This window comes from Paenisporosarcina quisquiliarum (assembly GCF_027563315.1).
GTDB lineage: Bacteria > Bacillota > Bacilli > Bacillales_A > Planococcaceae > Paenisporosarcina > Paenisporosarcina quisquiliarum.
In genome coordinates this window covers 388517-407805 of record NZ_JAMKBJ010000001.1, presented here as the reverse complement: position 1 = coordinate 407805, position 19289 = coordinate 388517, and the positions used below count along the sequence as shown (strand labels likewise).

Sequence of the window (19289 nt, the reverse complement as noted above, 5' to 3'; positions counted from 1 at the left end):
CAGACGTACTAAAAACCGTCTGCTTTGTTTTATTTCTCGTATGAATATGTAAGCTCTTTTCGTTTAGGATCAACATTAACATGTAAATCATGGCCATCAAAATACCAAATATCTCGGTCTTCAATGTAAAAGTGAATATCATCTTCCACTAACTCAATGGCTAGGTCCAGCGGTTGTTCTTTCGTTACACCGAGTGAAAAGCCTTCGTGGAGCGAACTTGAACCACCGTAGCGGGCGTAAAATCGAATATATTCGCCGCTTTTTGCTTCCATGTCTTCTTTAAACCATTGCTTTGCTTCTGGTGAAATTATAATCTTCATGCGACACCAACCTTTCGTGGTCTAATCGTATTGTATTATATCCACTTCACTTTTGGCTCGGTTCCCGCTTTGATACGGGCGATATTGGCGCGATGTCGGTAAAGAATGAATGACGTAAGCAAAATAATCACGACCAATAAAGGTATATCAGTTTCAAAGAAAATGTTATAAATGACGGTATAGAGCAGAGCAATCACTCCAAGCACCATCGACGTCAGTGAGACCATTTTCGAAAGTTTCAACACAATAAAGAAAGAAAGTAGCATTAAAATAAAAATCGGCCAATGATAACCTAACAGAATCCCGCCAGACGTGGCTACAGCCTTGCCTCCTTTGAAGTTCGCAAAGATAGGATACATATGACCAACCACGGCTAAAACGCCTAAAAACAACGGGTGAATGCCTGTATCTGCAAAGAAAGGAATAAATGGAAGACAAGTAGCTGCCGTTCCTTTTAAAATGTCCAAAATCGATACAACTAATCCGGCTTTTAGACCTAAAGTACGGAAAGTATTTGTTCCACCTAAATTTCCACTGCCATGTTGACGAATATCCGTATTGTAAAAAAGTTTCCCAATCCATAAAGCGGATGGAATAGATCCTAGCAAATAAGCTAGTAAAATAGCGATAACAGTATTCATAAAGTGCTCCTTTGATAAATTAGTACGAACTCTTAATATCTACAATTAGTTTATCATGTGTCACAACCTGTCACAACGCTTTCCGGGAACTTTCATTTCCCCTATTAAATTACGAGTTGATCATAGAATATAGTACGAGACTCATTGCAAAGGTGGCTTTCATTCTATACAATGAAAACATCTGTTTGTTTTTTGGAGGAGAACGATTTGGCAAAAAATCAATCAATATCAGCTTATAACGACGATGCAATTCAAGTACTCGAAGGACTGGAAGCGGTTCGAAAACGTCCAGGAATGTATATTGGTTCTACGGACGCTAGAGGCTTACACCATTTAGTGTATGAAATTGTCGACAATGCAGTCGATGAAGCACTTGCTGGATTTGGTGATCATATCGTTGTCAATATACATGAAGACCAAAGTATCAGCATTCGCGACTATGGACGCGGTATGCCTACTGGAATGCACAAAACCGGAAAACCAACGCCAGAAGTTATTTTTACCATTCTGCATGCAGGCGGTAAATTCGGACAAGGCGGCTACAAAACAAGTGGTGGTCTTCACGGAGTAGGTGCATCGGTAGTAAATGCGTTATCTACGTTTTTGGAAGTTACAATCCACCGCGATGGCAAAAAATATCGCCAGCGTTTTGAAAATGGTGGGCACCCCGTTACAACACTTGAACAAATTGGCACAACGAAAGAATCGGGAACATCCATTCATTTCTTGCCTGATCCAACCATTTTTTCGGTCACAAAATACAATTATGAAACATTATGCGAACGTTTGAGAGAGTCTGCTTTTCTATTAAAAGGGCTCAAAATCGAACTGAATGATTTGCGTAATGCTACCAATGACGTGTTCTTTTTCGAGACCGGCATCGAAGCATTCGTCGGTTACTTGAATGAAGAAAAAGATGTTTTACATCCAGTTGCCTATGTAGAAGGTACACAAGATGAAATCGAAGTGGAATTTGCTTTCCAATTTAATGATGGCTACTCTGAAACGATTTTGTCATTTGTTAATAATGTCCGTACACGTGACGGCGGTACGCATGAAACCGGTGCGAAATCTGCTTTGACACGGGTATTTAACGAATACGCACGTAAAACAAGTTTGCTGAAAGAAAAAGATAAGAACTTGGACGGTGCAGATATTCGTGAAGGGATTGCAGCAATCGTCTCTGTACGAATTCCTGAAGCTATTCTTCAATTTGAAGGTCAAACAAAAGGGAAGTTAGGTACGAGTGAAGCCCGTGCAGCAGTTGATGCAGTTGTATCAGAGAAATTGTTGTACGTTCTTGAAGAAAATGCTGAATTAAGTGCCGCACTTGTCCGTAAAGCGATTCGTGCACAACAAGCACGTGAAGCCGCTCGTCGTGCGCGTGAAGATGCGCGTAATGGCAAAAAATCGAAGAAATCTGCTTCGATTTTATCTGGGAAGCTGACTCCAGCACAATCTCGTAATGCAGCGAAAAATGAACTATACCTGGTAGAGGGTGACTCTGCGGGGGGTTCTGCAAAACAAGGACGAGACCGCAGTTTCCAAGCGATTTTACCTCTTCGAGGAAAAGTTATTAATACTGAAAAAGCGAAACTTGCAGATATCATGAAAAACGAAGAAATCTCTACGATCATCCACGCAATTGGTGGGGGAGTCGGCGCTGATTTCTCTGTTCCAGATATCGCGTATGACAAAATCGTCATTATGACAGATGCCGATACGGATGGAGCACATATTCAAGTATTGCTTCTGACGTTCTTCTACCGTTATATGAAACCATTGATTGAAGCAGGAAAAGTATATATTGCTTTGCCACCGCTTTATAAAGTTTACCGAGGTGTCGGAAAGAAAGAAGTTCTGCAGTATGCATGGACTGAAGCAGAACTGGACGCAGCTATCCGTAAAATCGGTAAAGGATATATGATCCAGCGTTATAAAGGTCTTGGTGAAATGAATGCCACCCAGTTATGGGAAACAACGATGAACCCCGATACAAGAACATTAATTCGTGTAGAAATTGATGATGATGCACGTGCAGAAAGACGCATCACGACATTGATGGGTGACAAAGTTGAACCGCGAAGACGATGGATTGAAAGTAATGTTAATTTTGGTCTGGATGAAGACAGCAATATTTTAGAGAACGAACTCATCCATGCTGAGGAGGATTCAGAATGACACAAACCGAACGTTATCAAGATTTACCATTAGAAGAAGTCATCGGCGACCGGTTTGGCCGTTATAGTAAGTACATTATTCAAGATCGTGCGTTGCCTGATGCTCGTGATGGTCTGAAGCCTGTACAACGACGCATTTTATATGCGATGTTCCACGAAGGTAATACCAACGAGAAACCGTTCCGTAAATCAGCAAAAACTGTCGGTAATGTAATCGGTAACTATCATCCACATGGTGATAGTTCGGTTTATGAAGCGATGGTTCGGATGAGTCAGGACTGGAAAGTTCGTCACATGTTGATTGAAATGCACGGAAATAATGGTTCTGTCGACGGTGACCCGCCAGCTGCAATGCGTTACACCGAAGCAAGATTATCTGCCATCGCAGGAGAAATGCTTCGTGATATCAATAAGCACACGGTAGACTTAGTACAAAACTTCGATGATTCAGAGTTGGAACCTACCGTACTGCCAGCACGTTTCCCTAATTTGCTTGTAAACGGTGCAACTGGAATTTCTGCCGGTTACGCTACGGACATGCCTCCACATGCATTGCATGAAGTACTTGATGCTGTGTTGATGAGAATGGATAACCCAGAAGTTACCGTCAATGAATTAATGACGGTTCTAAAAGGTCCTGACTTTCCTACTGGAGGCATCATTCAAGGTGTCGACGGGATTCGAAAAGCTTACGAGACCGGAAAAGGAAAAATCGTTGTCCGCTCAAAAGCAGAAATCGAACCACTAAAAGGCGGCAAAGAACAAATCGTTATTACCGAAATTCCTTTTGAAATCAATAAAGCGATTTTGATCAAAAAAATAGATGAACAACGCCTTGATAAACGTCTGGATGGTATTGCCGATGTTCGTGATGAATCCGACCGGACAGGTTTACGCATTGTCATTGAATTGAAAAAAGATATTGATGCAAAAGGGATTTTGCAATTCCTGTTTAAAAACACAGATTTGCAAATAGCTTACAACTTCAATATGATCGCGATTCATAACCGTCGTCCGACGATGATGACTCTACCTTTACTATTAGATGCTTATATCGAGCATCAAAAAGACGTAGTAACAAGACGTTCTGCATATGATTTACAAAAAGCAAAAGATCGCATCCATATCGTTGAAGGTTTGATGAAAGCTCTGTCCATTCTGGATGAGGTCATCAAAACCATTCGTGCATCTCAGGATAAACGCGATGCGAAAAATAATTTAATACGTGCTTTTGCCTTCACTGAAGCGCAAGCTGAAGCCATTGTTTCTCTTCAACTTTATCGTTTAACAAACACCGATATTACGGATTTGAGAAATGAAGAAGCTGAATTGCAAAAAACAATCAGTGAATTGATGGCCATCTTAAATAACGAATCCAAATTGACGAAAGTGATCCAAAAAGAATTGCAAGCCATTCGCAAGCAATTCTCGGAGCCAAGAAGATCCGTTATTGAAGACCAAATCGAAGAAATTAAATTAACGCTCGATGTCTTGATTCCAAGTGAAGAAGTAATGGTTACCGTAACGAAAGACGGCTATGTAAAACGCACTAGTACGCGTTCATACAGTGCTTCTAACGGCAAAGATTTCACCATGAAAGAATCAGATTATCTGTTATTTGAGTCGATGATGAATACGCAGCATCACTTGCTGCTGTTTACAAGTTTAGGTAATTACATTTATCAGCCGATTCATGAACTGCCTGATATCCGCTGGAAAGACCTTGGTCAGCATATATCGAGTATCGTGTCACTTGATTCAAACGAAACAATCATCAAAGCTATTCCAATCGAAAACTTTGATGAAAACCGCTATATCTTAGCCGTTTCAAAACTGGGTCAGATCAAACGTTCTACACTTGCTGAATATCAAGTACAGCGTTATTCACGTGCTTTGAATACGATGAATTTGAAAAAAGGCGACGAGGTAATGTATATTGATCTCGTGACTGAAACCGAGGATGTCTTCATCGTCACCAATAACGGCTATGCAGTACGATTCAATATGCAGGAAGTTCCTGTTACTGGTGTGAAAACTGGTGGAGTTAAAGGTATTAACTTGAAAGATGGCGATGTTGTAGCAAACGCAACGATTATTCCAGCTGATGCTCGGGGAGATCTATTCCTCGTGACACATCGTGGTGCCGTCAAAAAAATGGCTTTAAAAGAATTTGAACAAGGTTCTCGTGCAAAACGAGGAATTGTTGTGTTACGTGAATTAAAATCGAATGCTCACCGCGTAAGTGGCGTATTTTACGTAGAAGATAATGAACAAGTGATTATCGAGACGGCAAAAGGCGTTCGTGAAGTTGTTGAAACGAAACCAATCCGTGTATCTGATCGTTACTCGAATGGCTCTTTTGTTGTTGATACAGACAAAGACGGGGCTGTCGTGAGATTATGGAAAGCATTAAAGAAAAACGAAGATAGCAAGAAATAGAAGGGGTACAACAAGGAAGCTGTAATGGCTTCCTTTGTTGTATACAGGGGAAGTTATGTGGAAGAATCGTAACGTTTGGATTATTTTAGTTGGGGAAATGATTGCGGGTCTTGGACTTTGGACCGGAATTATTGGAAATCTGGAGTTTATGCAAGAACGAATTCCTTCCGATTTCCTGAAGTCAGTTATTATGGCAATCGGTTTACTGGCTGGAATACTAGCTGGGCCATTTGCTGGTAAAATTATTGATCAATCGAAGAAAAAAACAGTACTCTTGATTTCAGGATTTGGACGCATGATCAGTGTGAGCTTTATGCTGATTGCGATCGGAACAGGCTCTATCTGGTGGATGGTCGCCTTTATGATTAGCATTCAATTGTCAGCAGCATTCTATTTCCCAGCCTTGCAGGCGACTATTCCTTTAGTAGTAAAAGACGATCAATTGCTGCAAATGAATGGCTGGCATATGAATGTCGCGACGATGGCTCGTGTCATAGGTACCGCCCTTGCAGGTGTAGTATTGGTTTATTGGTCTCTTGAATCGCTCTACTATATGTCCATCATCGCTTATGCTGGTTTATTGATTTTTACTTATATGCTACGTATAGATGAGGGTCAAGAAAAAGAGGCAAAAGTAAAAGTCGCCTCACCTGGTAAAGGCGGATTCATGGAAGTGTTCCCAATTTTAAAATCCTATCCAGCGGTCATGATGACATTAGTCATGACATTAATCCCTTTGTTATTCATTGGCTCGTTTAACTTACTTGTCATTAACATTAGTGAGTTACAGGACTCTTCGTCCATAAAAGGGGCAATTTACGCAGCAGAAGGTATCGCATTCATGTTGGGTACAATTGTTGTAAAGTACATTGCAAATAAATGGAGCACCAGTACGATATTATTTTTCTTTGCATTCGTTATCGGTGTAGCTGAATTAATCTTGATATTTGCAGCAAGTCCAGTATTGTCGGTAACCGCATTTGCGGTATTTGGCTTTGCTGTGGGTAGTTTCTTCCCAACAGCCATGACAATTTTCCAAAAACAAATGCCAAAAGCGTTTCACGGCAGATTTTTCTCGTTCCGAAACATGTTGGAACGTGTGATTTTCCAGGTCGTACTATTGGCAACTGGCGCACTGTTAGACTTAATCGGCTTACAATGGATGGTTGTAGTATTTGGGGTTCTCAGCCTGTCACTGACAACAGTTTTCTTGATTCAAATGAAGAAACGTAATATTAAATTGGATACAAATGATCAAACCGCAGAAATCGTATGATTTCTGCGGTTTTTTCTATCTCAAACTTTTATTTTGCGAAAAACCGAATGTTAAAAGAGTCTTTTCATGTACAATTAAACAACTTGACTGAAATATAAATTAATTTACATATTTAGAAAACGTCCTGTAAGTAGCAATCGTCTATTAGTAAAAGGAAGGGAAGGGGGATGTGGGTGAACAGTTTTTTGGCAGAACAGAAATTTCAACTGGTTATGCAGGAACATACCGATTACTTGTTAAGGCTTGCCTATTTATATATAAAAGATTGGCCAGCTGCTGAAGATATTGTCCAAGATGTGTTTTTAGCCTATTATCAAAAGTTCGAGCAATTTGAAGAACGCTCATCTTTAAAGACGTATCTAGCAAAAATGACGATCAATAAATGCAAAGATTATTTAAAAAGCTGGCGTTATCGTAAACAAATATTAACGAATAGCTTTTTGTATCAATCAAAGAAAATTCGGGACAAAATCATTGTGGAAGATGAAAAATTGGTGCTTGCTGATGCAATTTTACAGTTACCTTTAAAATACCGCGAAGTGATAATTTATTATTATTTCGAGGAGTTATCCGTACTGGAAGTAGCTCAACTGTTATCGATTTCCGATAATACGGTGAAAACTAGATTGAAAAAGTCGAGAGCCCTTTTAAAGAATCAATTAAAACACACTATTCAATGGGAGGTGCTTTTCCATGAATGATATAAAACAGCAATTGATCACTAAGATTGGTGATACATCAGAACGTTCAGCTCGGGTACAACAACAAGTAAACTTGAAAAAGAATCAGCAACCTGAAGGAAAGAAAATTCATTGGGGATATTATGCAACGATTGCAGCCATCACGGGTGTTTTGGCACTTGGGATGAATTTACTCCCATCCGTATTGAACGAAAATCCTGGACAATTGAATGAACCGGAACCTCAAGAAATCGTTTCTCCTAATGAAGAAGACTCCGAATCAGTTGTACTGGAAAAAGGTGAATACTACGAACTGTTGAAACAATACTTTTTCCCACAGGAGTCAGAAGTTGATTTTATCGGGGGTTTTGAAAATGGCGGATTAAACATACAAACATTGTGGTTAAATGATTTTTATGTTCAACAAGTCCTTACTAATGATGGTGGAATCACAAAGCATATATACCGTATAAACGGGGACCAGATTGAATTAGTTTACGATGAAATGATTGATGGTACCGCACCATCACAAATATCGATTGATGAGCTAAATAAATTGTTCCCCATACAGATTGTCATAAAAGCTCCATTCAACCTGGGTGATCAATATGGAGATTGGACTTTGATTGATACTTCAGGTGAAGTAACAACTTATTATGAAAGCTTTTCAAATGTGCTCATTCTAGAAAATTCATATGATGATTCACGAATTAGAAAATACTTTGTAAAAGACTATGGGATGGTGAAGTGGGAAAGCGCTGAATTAAATAAAGACAGTGGTGAATATGAAGTGTTTATAACCACTGAACAGATTACAGTTTATTCTCCGCCAGAACAAACACCATCTCATTTTAAGGCAACAATCATGCCAAATTATGTAGCTGATTTTCATTCGGGCTGGAAAATATCTCCTGATAATTCTCTAAGAGCTACAATAAACGGGAAAGGTGAAACTGCTGGCGAAGAAGGTGAAGCAGTGCTAGTAATTGAAAACCTTGCTACGAGTGAAACAACCATTTACGCACTAAAAGATAACTATTTCGGTCAATTTACGCCTAAAAAGATTGAATGGATTGATGAAAATCGATTATTTGTCATTATCGGCGCTTCACACGGAATGGTGACAGTTGGCGGGAAACTGTATGAACTGAATATCAGTGACAATGTTGTTACACCAGTAATTGAAGATTTAGGCGTAAGAGAAGAAATTATGTCCGTAAAAGTTAATAATGACGGCACATTCACATACGAAAAACATGTGTATGACACAGATCAGATGGAATATAACGATAGTCACGTTGAAGAAGGAACAATGCCAATTCCACCAGCTAAATAATTTGGAATCTTAAAGCTCGGTTCATTAAGAACTGAGCTTAATTTTTACTTATAAATCGTGTAAACAAACGTTCAGTTTAATTTAAAGTGATTTTTAGCCATTTTTTTCTTTTGTCTCACTGTTACAAGTATACTTGGTTCATGAGACGTAACTTCCTATAATTTATATTATGTAAACTAAAATTAATTTCAAACAAAAAGGAGTTCTCATTTTTCCCTGAGACTCCTCTATTCATCAATCAATAGCGATAAACTGCACACTGTACTCAATTACATCATTAATAAATACATTTTGATTTTTTGCGAACTCTTTTACATCATTTAATAATTGTTGGTCATACGTCGTTTTGTATTGAACCCGATCAACTGGTTTATTGGTTTTGTCTAAATTAATTTGGTCTTGTATCAATACATTTTTTAATCCATTTTCGATTAAATGATTTACATGTGTATTATGTCTAGCTCCTAACTGTTTTAAAGTCTCCAACATTGATTGGCTAATATTCGTTCTGAATGAAATTCTGTTTGTATGTTTTGTATGAGTAATTTTACCATCGAGTATTTTCCACATCGGAAGCATTCTAGTATCATCCACTAAATAAGGATTATCTGTGTGTTGTGTCATATAAACTCTTTTATAAATAAGAAAGTTTTCGGAATCAGCTTCTTTGTAAATGATGTCAGAAAGCTTCTGAACACTTGTTTTTCCACGAACCCAAATACGGTAAATTGTATGATTTTTTTGGCTGGTTATAGATCTTATATCCGAGTTTAAGCTCCAGGATTGAAATACATCTAATATTCCCTCTGCAAATGCTAAACTACCTGTAGTAACATTCACTTGGTATCCTTCGTGGCCAACCCAGCCATCGCCATCAATAACGCCACGCACAAATGAGGATAAAAAACCTTCTGGCACTTTTGGAAAAGGCACATTTAAAGATTTCTTTGCAGAAATTCCGAGTGATTCTAGATCTTGTTTCATTACTTTTGAATTTATGATTAATGTTGCTGCGGTTTTAGTTTTTCCAAATGGCGTTAGTACATAATCTGTCTCCATATAATTGGCGATCAGTCGCAGGATACGTTCATCATTCTGAGTGAAAAAGATACTATGAAGTGAATTATGAATGTGTCCATCCGTAACCAATAAACCAAGTATCCACGCCATTTCATGCGTCCATTCCTTAAAGAAATGCTCGTTCACTTGATGTTTTCTTGGTTGACCTGAATACTGTTCTCTATTCATGGGTATTCCATGTTTGTATAGAACATTACGAATTGCGCGATCAGAAAGTCCGACAATCGTGTTCATTTCTTTGAAGGACATATCACTTTTGTACAGTTTTATTATGGTTTCATCAGTTATTCCAGGATGTCGAGGCATTGCTACTGCTCCCTTCTACTGAAAGACTATAGATAGATGACTTTAAAACCATTATACAAACAAACGTTCTGGCACGTCCATTTTGGCATTTTAAATTGAATTTCATTTTTAAAAAAAGACTATGTTTGAGGGAAATACGATTTTTAGGGATTGTGTATTTGATACAAGGGACAAATATTGGTATACTGTTTGTAAGATATGAGTAAAATAAAAAAGATCGCTGGTGCGCTAACACCAACGATCGACGTAATAGCAGGTTCCCTTCAAGGGGATCGGCAACAAAATGGTAGGAATAACCCATCTGAGCGCTAACTCAAGGATGGGTTATTTTTTATGGTTGAAAGACAGGATTGATACAATCAATGCTGCGAACGATAATGCAAACATTAATGCTTCAAATACTGACATGGCACCCCCCCCTTTCAAACGGGAGTGAGCCAACCACCCTTGAGTTCCTATTCTATTACCTTGCCATTATAACATACGTATGTTCGTAGTCAGAGGAGCAAATGGAACCTTTTTTAATGACTGATTTCCTCAAAATATGTGCTCGCTATTTCTTCTTTCCTATATAAAGCAAATGCGATGAGATGCCTAACACATGTGGATTGCTCGCTGTCTCTTTCAGCATCTCCATCAACTGATTGAACTCTTCTTCTCCACGATTTCTCCAATAATCCCATTGTTCGCTCGTCAAAAGCGTTCCGATATTGGTCGAACCGATCAAATCCAACGTCTCAAACCCTTGAGACTCCATAAATGGTTTAATATCCTCTACATTAAAGTAATATGCTCCCGTAAACCTTCCATCATCGCTATGATTAAACTCACCGGTCTTCATGAACTCCTCAATTGAATCCATCTGATCGTTTGGTCTCCAATTCATCGGATTCATCAATGAAGTCAGAACATGTTTGATTCTTGGCATAAAGGCAACAAACACAATACCTTCCTGTTTGGTCACGCGATACAGTTCCTCAATCGCTTTTTGTCTGTCATCCTCTTTTTGCAAATGGTACATAGGGCCAAGCGCTAGCGCAGCATCAAACTGCTGATCAGCTAAAATAGACAAATCCCTGGCGTCAGCCACGTGGAAACCTTTGAATTGAGCATCTAATCCCACTTGTATAGCTTTTTCCCTAGCAACTTCAACCAGTCTAGGGACAAGATCCGTCAATGTGACATTATATCCTTGATCAGCCAATCTCAAGGCGTATTTACCTGGGCCCGCTCCGTTATCCAGCACACTGCCAGTTGCCGGCATATATTTTTGAATGAAATGCCAATTAATCTGAAACTCTAAAGGCTCCCGGTCTAGTCTTCCCCATTCATCAAATTTAGAATAATACTCAATAATTTTAGTCATCATCAAATCCCCTTTTTATCTTTTATATATTGCTCCAACCATACCCCATTAAATTTAACTGTTTGCCGCCAATGGTAATGTCTTTCCGGTTTTCGATGACTTTGGCACCCATTGCTTCGTAGAAATGTCTTGAAGGATTATCTTCCAATACCCAAACAAGTGCTGATTTCATAGTGTTTTCCATCAATTTCAGGAAGACCTGTTGCAAAAGTTGTTTACCAATTCCTAATCCCTGAAATTCTTTTAGGATATAAAGTGTCGTAATATCAGCCACATAACCTGGATATTGTCCTGACTTTTCTTTACCGGCATCAGTAAAACCAACTATTTTCCCGTCCCGTTCAGCTACAAACACGTAATTATGTTCGTTTGAAATGTTTTGAACCCACATCTTGGTGCGATTTTCATAAGAAAGGTTATTTAAAAACTCGTCAGGGACGATGTCTTGATAAGTGGTTCTCCAGCAATCCACATGAACTCTCGCGATACCTTCTGCATCCACAACATTAGCTTCTCTTATTTTCATCCGCATCTTTCCTTCCCTTTTTTTAGACACAAAAAAACCCATCGCTCAAAAGAGACGATAGGTTTACCCTTCGTGGTACCACTCTTATTGGTTTGCAAACTGAACAAACCTTCTTAAGACTTTATTACGGAAGTGACCCGTTCAGACCTACATGTCAGCCTGACCTCTCATAAGCGAGTTGGGGAATTCATTGACTGTCTTACACCGACCGACAGCTCTCTGAGCAATAAATATTCCTTAATACTCTTAATCACCGAGTTTACTTTATGGGAAAATTTTCTTAATGATACAATTGTTAAAATATTTAGTCAAGAGAATTTTATAAATAACTGTATTAGACCAACAAATAATCCCGACTTAAAGCAATTAGCATCTTTCTGCAACAAATTCTGCTTCAACATTAAGACCCATTGAAGTCAACAATTCCTGTAACAATTCCCACACCGCTTCATCATAACCAGACGTCACGATGTACCAATAATTTGCATCACGGATGAATGCCAGCTTTTCCAGTTCATCGGCTTGACTCAAAAATAGACGCATTCGTTTCATTTCCTTTTCATCACACTTGCGTTCTTCAGAAAAAGTAAAGCTCTTTCCAGAAGTCGTTTCAAAATTTCGATCCCCGACACCGAGTCCATCCAAAGTAGACATTCGTTTGGACGCTGTCCGTTCTTTTTTCACTTCATGTAAATAACTGACTACATCCACTTTCTTTGTTCCAAAAACTTCACGACAACGGGTAAGAATACGCTCTCTATCTTTTTTCCATTTTCTTGGCGTATCTTTTCCGAATTCTGTTGCCAGTTCTTGAACTTGTTGTTCATTTTCAAAAGTCCATATGGTTTCCAACATCTCGACATAGACTATGGAAAAAGCCAAATCTAAAAACTCCCGAATATTCCGTGCCATGTATCGAATCGGCTGATCATTGGTTGGCGTTACACATACAATTGGAGCTTCATTTAAATCTGGTACGGAATGAAAATCAGTCAAAAACCCGAAATGAATTCCATCACCCCCAGTGCTAGCAAACGCAATTAAATCAGGAGGCGTAATCGCATAAGGATGAAATTGATTAATTGGTTGAAAACCAATTTGACCAAGTGAAAGGCCTTTTCCAGCAAACTCTTCTTCCAGTTGGAACAATTGATGGATTTCGCGTGGTATTTCATATGAACCATATAATTCTTTCAACTCTTCATATCCCATTGAACAATTCCCCCTCTTTTAGGCCTTTTACAATGGTTCGATGAGCAGATTGGTAACTCCTTCATTTTCTGGAAAATAAAAAACAGGAAAGAGTTTAGAAGCTCTTTCCTGTTTAATAAAATGTTCTTATTATGCAATTTTCTTCTTCAGTAAACCAGCTACCATGGCTGTCACAACCGCACCTGCTAGAATCGCAAGCGCATAGAGTAACACATTGATAATGCCCCCATCTACCAGTCCCATCACGAATACGCCACCGTGAGGAGCACGTAAAGCGATATCAAACAGCATCGTCAACCCACCTGTTACTGCCGCTCCTGCAACAGCGGCAGGAATAACACGTCCGGGATCAGCTGCAGCAAACGGGATGACACCTTCGGTAATGAAGCATGCCCCTAAAACGTAAGCCGTCTTACCAGCTTCTCGTTCCGGTTTAGTGAAACGTTTCTTGAATAGTGTCGTTGCCAGGGCCATGCCTAGTGGCGGTACCATTCCCGCTCCCATAACCGTTGCGATATAGGCAAAGTTTTCAGCGTCGAGCATAGCAATACCAAATGTGTAAGCGGCTTTATTGATCGGTCCGCCCATATCGATGGCCATCATCGCCCCTAATAGTAGCCCTACAAGAACAGCATTCGTGCCACCAAGTCCTTCCAAGAATGAAGAAATACCGGTATAAACTTTTGTTAATTGTGGGTTCACCAACATCATGATGATTCCCGTGATCGCGATACTAAATACCGGGAAAAACAACACCGGTTTTAGACCTTCGAGTGCATCCGGCAAACGAGAGAACATTTTCTTCACAAACAAAGTCACGTAACCTGCAAGGAAGCCGGCGATAATCCCACCAAGGAATCCAGATCCGCCGCTTGCGCCTTCTACACCTGTGACCGTAATGGCAATTAACCCACCTACCATACCGGGAGCAAAGCCTGGTCGATCCGCAATACTAGAAGCGATAAACCCGGCCAATACCGGAACCATCAGGAAGAACGCATTTCCTCCACCGATGGTATTCAACATGGCTGCAAAAGCATTGTATTCTGGACTGTCAGGGTTACTAGAATTGATACCCCAGAAAAATGATAGCGCAATTAAAATGCCGCCCCCCACGACAAATGGCAACATATTCGATACACCATTCATTAAATGTTTGTAGAAGCCATTTTTCGATTCTGAAGATGAGTCTTCTTCTTTCGAAGATTCATGGTGATAGATTGGAGCGTCGTCTGAAATCGCACGGTTGAGCAAGTTATCTGTTTCGTGAATGGCCTTGCCGACTTTTGTTTGAATAACAGGCTTTCCATTAAATCGTGCCATTTCTACCTTGGTGTCAGCCGCAACGATAATGGCATCAGCTTCTGCAATGTCAGTATCCGTCAATCTGTTTTTAACGCCACTTGAGCCGTTTGTTTCGACTTTTAAGGAAATCCCTAACTGTTTCGCACGCTCATTCAGTTTCTCAGCTGCCATATACGTATGGGCAATCCCAGTAGGACATGCTGTAACGGCCAGAATTTTCTTCATTGAACTAGCCGCTCCATGAGTATCTTCAACACTGACCTCGTCTTTAGGTCCATCCACTTCGTTTTCTTTGTTTGAGACTGCCTGTAAGACATCCTCAATCGAAGTTGCTGCTAGAATTTGATTTCGGAAGTTTGCATCCATCAAAAACGTAGCAAGTCTCGAAAGCGCATCGAGATGATCATTATTCGCTCCTTCACTTGCCGCAATCATAAAGAATAGATGTGCAGGCTGACCGTCCAGAGATTCATAGTCTATCCCTTTTAAAGACCTGCCAAAGGCAATGGCAGGTACTTGAACTGCACTTGATTTGGCATGTGGAATCGCAATGCCGTCTCCAATGCCCGTTGTACTTTGTGTCTCTCGTGCCAATATGTCCTCTGTAAACTTCTTCTTATCTATCAATTTACCAGCTTGATCTAGTTGACCAATCAATTCAGTCAAGACTTCTGATTTGCGTTGCGCATCAAGATCTAAGATGATCGTATCTTTAGTCAATAATTGTGTAATTTTCATTTCTTCACATCCTGTTCGAATAGTGGATTTAGGAGTACTTGATCTAGCAAAGCTTCAACATCATCTCTTTCGCATAAATCAGATTGAAAAGCCGTTGCACTGCCACTGGCAACGCCATATCTGAATGCTTTTGTAGCATCCTGCTCTGTCATATAAGATGCGATGAAACCGGATACAAGGGAATCACCCGATCCAACTGTATTGACCACTTGCTTAGTAGGAACGGATGCTTTAATTATCAAATCTTTTGTGACTAAAAGTGCACCTTCGCCACCCATCGAGACAATGACGTGTTCTACGCCCTGATCCACGAGGTTCCGGGCATATTTGACAGCTTCTTGAGTCGAGGTAATCTCGGTTTCAAACAATTCCCCTAATTCATCTACATTCGGTTTAATTAATAGTGGCTTTAGGCGTACCAGTTCTTTTAATGCAGGGCCAGACGTATCCAAAACGAAATGGATTCTATTTGCATTGCAATACATCGCGATTTCCTCGAAAAATGATGTCGGGATGGAATCTGTTAATCTTCCAGCAAGAACAAACCAATCTCCTGCCTTCATTTGTCGAACCTTTTCAAATAAGAGTTGTAAGTGCTCATCCAACAAAGTCGGGCCCGGTCCATTTAATTCCGTTTCCACTGTGGATTTAATTTTGACATTAATACGTGTGATTTCATCAGTAGGAATGAAATCTGTCTTAATGCCTTCATTGATCAAAAATTGCTCTATGTATGTACCGGTAAAGCCCCCAGCGAAAGCAATAGCTGTGCTCTCCACTTCTAGACGTTTCAACACACGGGAAACATTAATGCCCTTTCCACCGGGATAAAAATACACTTCGTCTGAACGATTGAGCTTGCCTGTTTTAAATTCAGGCAAATACGTTGTGTAATCGATGGATGGCGTAATCGTGCAAGTATAAATCATGTGGATACCACCTTTACGTCCGTTAATTTTATGAGTGATTCAAATGTTTCATTATCTATTTCATTTACGATCAGTTCTGCGTCATGAATATCCATGATTTTGGCAAAGCTGACTGTATTCACTTTTGTGTGATCTGCCACCACATATGTTTTTTGGGCATGGGAGCTAGCCAACTTTTTAATTGCCGCTTCTTCCGGATCAGGTGTTGTATATCCGTGAGTAGCATGTATACCGTTCACTCCGAGGAAACATAAATCAAAACGGTAACTTTCTAATGATTGAATGGCTTGTGAACCTACGAGTGCGCCTGTAAGACGTTTCATGTAACCTCCCGTCATATATGTTTGAATACCGAGTTCGTTCAGTAAATCCATATGTGTCAGGCCATTGGTCACCACGATCACATTCTTTTCTTGTAAAAAAGGAATCATATGGTTGATGGTTGTCCCAGCATCCAAGAAGATACACTGACCATTTTGTATGGACGAAGCAGCATATTTCGCAAGTTGGACTTTTTCTTGCGTGTTTTTGGAAGATTTAACGATTACACTCGGTTCATTGGCATACCGGCTTGGAACTGTTGCACCACCAAAAATTCGAACCAGTTTGCCGAGGTTTTCAAGTTCGGTTAAATCTCTGCGAATGGTTGATTCGGATGCGGAAGTTGCTTCCACTATTTCTTGAATTTTAATTGTCTGCTTTTGCGTTAACATGCTTAAAATCAAGTTGTGACGTTCGGTTGTTAACATCGACTCACCTACTTCTTCATTCGTTTGAAATGATAATACTTGAAATCGTTTTCAAAATCAATCATAATCAGTCATACGCAATCAAACTCGTTCACGCGTTGATGGTTGTGATTCATTAAGTATTCAAATTATTTAGGAGGAATTTAAAATGATTGAAAAACAATATAACATTACAGGTGGCGAAGGTCTTCATGCCCGTCCAACATCCGTTTTAGTGGCTGCTTCAGCTGCTTTTAAATCAGATATTTCACTTGAATTCAATGACAAAAAAGTAAACTTAAAATCGATCTTAGGCGTTATGTCCCTAGGTGTACCTTCGGGCGCTTCAATCAAAATTTCTGCAGATGGTGAAGATGAAGAAGCTGCAATGGCAAAAATCGATGACATCATGAAAAATGAAGGAATCGGTAACTGATGAACTTCTCACTATCCGGAATTGCAGCGTCAAATGGGATTGCCATTGCCAAAGCGTTCAGACTTGAAAATCCGGAATTGACTGTTGAAAAAACAGTGATTATTGATATTGAGGCCGAGTTAGCTCGTTTTGAGTCAGCGGTCACTCAATCAAAATCAGAACTTGAAACAATCAAAGAGCAAACGTCTAAACAAATCAGCGATGAAGAAGCAGCAATTTTCAGTGCACACCTTCTTGTCTTGAGTGACCCTGAATTACTTGGACCAATTACCGATAAAATCAAATCGGAAAAGGTCAATGCTGAGTTCGCATTGCAGGAAACATCGAATATGTTCATCGGTCTATTTGAATCGATGGACAATGACTATATGAAGGAACGTGCAGCGGACATCCGTGATGTTACGAAACGGGTTTTAGCGCATCTCCTAGGTGTATCCATTCAAAATCCGAGTATGATAGCTGATGAAGTGATTATTATCGCTGAAGATTTGACACCTTCAGATACTGTTCAGTTGAATCCTCAATTTGTCAAAGGGTTCATCACGGATATTGGAGGACGCACGTCACATTCTGCTATTCTTGCAAGAACTCTTGAAATTCCTGCGGTTGTTGGTGCAAAAACCGTGATGTCGTCGATTGAAAACGGCTCATTGGTGATTGTGGATGGACTTGACGGCAATATCATTGTGAATCCAGATGTTGAAACAATTGCACAATATGAAGAGAAAAAAGCGAACTACGAACAGCAAAAATCCGAATGGGCACGTTTAAAACATGAAGCGACTATCACTGCTGACGGTCATCATGTGGAACTTGGAGCCAATATTGGGACACCTAATGATGTAGTCGGTGTGATTGATCATGGTGGCGAAGCAATTGGTTTATACCGTACGGAATTTCTGTATATGGGACGTAGCCAATTTCCGACTGAAGATGAACAGACGGAAGCTTATGCTTCTGTTCTGAAACAAATGAACGGAAAACCTACAGTTGTTCGCACACTGGATATTGGTGGCGACAAAGAGCTTTCCTACCTACAATTGCCGAAAGAACTAAATCCTTTCTTAGGATTACGTGCGATCCGCCTGTGTCTGGAAATGAAAGATATGTTCAGAACACAACTGAGAGCATTACTTCGTGCGAGTATACATGGGAATTTGAAGATTATGTTCCCAATGATTGCAACGCTTGAAGAATTCCGTCAAGCAAAAGCATTGTTCCTCGAAGAAAAAGCGAAGCTTGAAGAACAAGGTGTTGAAGTTAGCAATTCGATCGAAGTTGGCATTATGGTTGAAATTCCCTCAACTGCTGTTATGGCGGATGTTTTCGCAAAAGAAGTCGACTTCTTCTCGATTGGTACGAACGACTTGATTCAATACACACTGGCTGCTGACCGTATGAATGAACGGGTTTCTTACTTGTACCAGCCTTTTAATCCGGCTATCCTACGTCTAGTGAAAAACGTTATTGATGCGTCTCACAAAGAAGGCAAATGGACGGGCATGTGTGGCGAAATGGCCGGAGACGAAATTGCAATCCCTATCCTTCTCGGTATGGGACTTGATGAGTTTTCCATGAGTGCTTCATCCATATTAAAAGCTCGCTCTCAAATCAGTAAGCTGTCAAAAGCAGAACTGGAAAGTCATATCGAAACCATTCTCACCCTATCTACCTCTGAGGAAGTAGTATCATATGTCAAAAAATTAACTGTTACAGAATAATGTTTTAAATCACAAAAGGCATGTAATTTCCGATAAGGAATTACATGCCTTTTTGTTTGAGGACTTAGTT

16 protein-coding genes and 1 other annotated feature are annotated in these 19289 nt (G+C 39.8%); of the genes, 7 read left to right on the top strand and 9 right to left on the bottom strand.

Annotation, left to right across the window (positions count from 1 at the left end):
* Positions 1-29 precede the first annotated feature (29 nt).
* Positions 30-320, bottom strand: a complete 291-nt coding sequence (locus M9R32_RS02015) for a HesB/YadR/YfhF family protein (RefSeq protein ID WP_269925064.1) — start codon at positions 318-320, stop codon at positions 30-32.
* Positions 321-355: 35 nt separating this feature from the next.
* Positions 356-961 carry a glycerol-3-phosphate 1-O-acyltransferase PlsY gene (gene plsY, locus M9R32_RS02010; RefSeq protein WP_269925063.1) on the bottom strand — a complete coding sequence of 202 codons (606 nt, stop codon included), beginning with the start codon at positions 959-961 and terminating at the stop codon, positions 356-358.
* Between the two features lie 207 nt (positions 962-1168).
* Between plsY and parE the strand changes: the two genes are divergently transcribed.
* The 5 genes from parE to M9R32_RS01985 all read left to right on the top strand — a co-directional run bounded on the left by parE (position 1169) and on the right by M9R32_RS01985 (position 8872).
* Complete coding sequence (gene parE, locus M9R32_RS02005) at positions 1169-3142, top strand: DNA topoisomerase IV subunit B (RefSeq protein WP_269925062.1); 1974 nt, start codon at positions 1169-1171, stop codon at positions 3140-3142.
* Positions 3139-5580 carry a DNA topoisomerase IV subunit A gene (parC, locus tag M9R32_RS02000; RefSeq protein ID WP_269925061.1) on the top strand — a complete coding sequence of 814 codons (2442 nt, stop codon included), beginning with the start codon at positions 3139-3141 and terminating at the stop codon, positions 5578-5580. The genes parE and parC overlap by 4 nt, the downstream gene beginning before the upstream one ends.
* A gap of 55 nt (positions 5581-5635) precedes the next feature.
* Entirely contained in the window at positions 5636-6856 is a 1221-nt protein-coding gene (locus M9R32_RS01995; protein ID WP_269925060.1) for an MFS transporter, read from the top strand.
* 173 nt (positions 6857-7029) lie between these two features.
* Complete coding sequence (locus M9R32_RS01990; RefSeq protein ID WP_269925059.1) at positions 7030-7557, top strand: sigma-70 family RNA polymerase sigma factor; 528 nt, start codon at positions 7030-7032, stop codon at positions 7555-7557.
* Positions 7550-8872 carry a DUF4652 domain-containing protein gene (locus tag M9R32_RS01985; protein ID WP_269925058.1) on the top strand — a complete coding sequence of 441 codons (1323 nt, stop codon included), beginning with the start codon at positions 7550-7552 and terminating at the stop codon, positions 8870-8872. Before M9R32_RS01990 ends, M9R32_RS01985 begins: the two co-directional genes overlap by 8 nt.
* A 234-nt stretch (positions 8873-9106) precedes the next feature.
* On the opposite strand, the gene M9R32_RS01980 is transcribed toward M9R32_RS01985, so the two are convergent.
* The 7 genes from M9R32_RS01980 to M9R32_RS01950 form a co-directional block, all read right to left on the bottom strand.
* Positions 9107-10258 carry an LAGLIDADG family homing endonuclease gene (locus M9R32_RS01980; RefSeq protein WP_269925057.1) on the bottom strand — a complete coding sequence of 384 codons (1152 nt, stop codon included), beginning with the start codon at positions 10256-10258 and terminating at the stop codon, positions 9107-9109.
* A gap of 553 nt (positions 10259-10811) precedes the next feature.
* Positions 10812-11624 carry a class I SAM-dependent methyltransferase gene (locus M9R32_RS01975; protein WP_269925056.1) on the bottom strand — a complete coding sequence of 271 codons (813 nt, stop codon included), beginning with the start codon at positions 11622-11624 and terminating at the stop codon, positions 10812-10814.
* Between the two features lie 22 nt (positions 11625-11646).
* Complete coding sequence (locus M9R32_RS01970; RefSeq protein WP_269925055.1) at positions 11647-12150, bottom strand: GNAT family N-acetyltransferase; 504 nt, start codon at positions 12148-12150, stop codon at positions 11647-11649.
* A 47-nt stretch (positions 12151-12197) separates the two neighbouring features.
* Positions 12198-12413: a binding site (T-box leader), on the bottom strand.
* 103 nt (positions 12414-12516) lie between these two features.
* On the bottom strand, positions 12517-13362 hold the full coding sequence (locus tag M9R32_RS01965; protein ID WP_269925054.1) for a hypothetical protein: 846 nt from the start codon (positions 13360-13362) through the stop codon (positions 12517-12519).
* Between the two features lie 129 nt (positions 13363-13491).
* Positions 13492-15405 carry a PTS fructose transporter subunit IIABC gene (locus tag M9R32_RS01960; RefSeq protein WP_269925053.1) on the bottom strand — a complete coding sequence of 638 codons (1914 nt, stop codon included), beginning with the start codon at positions 15403-15405 and terminating at the stop codon, positions 13492-13494.
* Positions 15402-16334: a 1-phosphofructokinase gene (gene pfkB / locus M9R32_RS01955; protein ID WP_269925052.1), complete on the bottom strand. Its 933-nt coding sequence runs from the start codon at positions 16332-16334 to the stop codon at positions 15402-15404. Before pfkB ends, M9R32_RS01960 begins: the two co-directional genes overlap by 4 nt.
* Complete coding sequence (locus M9R32_RS01950; RefSeq protein WP_269925051.1) at positions 16331-17083, bottom strand: DeoR/GlpR family DNA-binding transcription regulator; 753 nt, start codon at positions 17081-17083, stop codon at positions 16331-16333. Before M9R32_RS01950 ends, pfkB begins: the two co-directional genes overlap by 4 nt.
* Positions 17084-17231: 148 nt before the next feature.
* On the opposite strand from M9R32_RS01950, the gene M9R32_RS01945 reads away from it, so the two are divergent.
* Positions 17232-17498 (top strand): phosphocarrier protein HPr, encoded by a 267-nt coding sequence (locus tag M9R32_RS01945; protein WP_269925050.1) that lies wholly within the window; start codon positions 17232-17234, stop codon positions 17496-17498.
* Positions 17498-19219, top strand: a complete 1722-nt coding sequence (gene ptsP, locus M9R32_RS01940; protein WP_269925049.1) for a phosphoenolpyruvate--protein phosphotransferase — start codon at positions 17498-17500, stop codon at positions 19217-19219. The genes M9R32_RS01945 and ptsP overlap by 1 nt, the downstream gene beginning before the upstream one ends.
* The last annotated feature ends 70 nt before the right edge of the window (positions 19220-19289 follow it).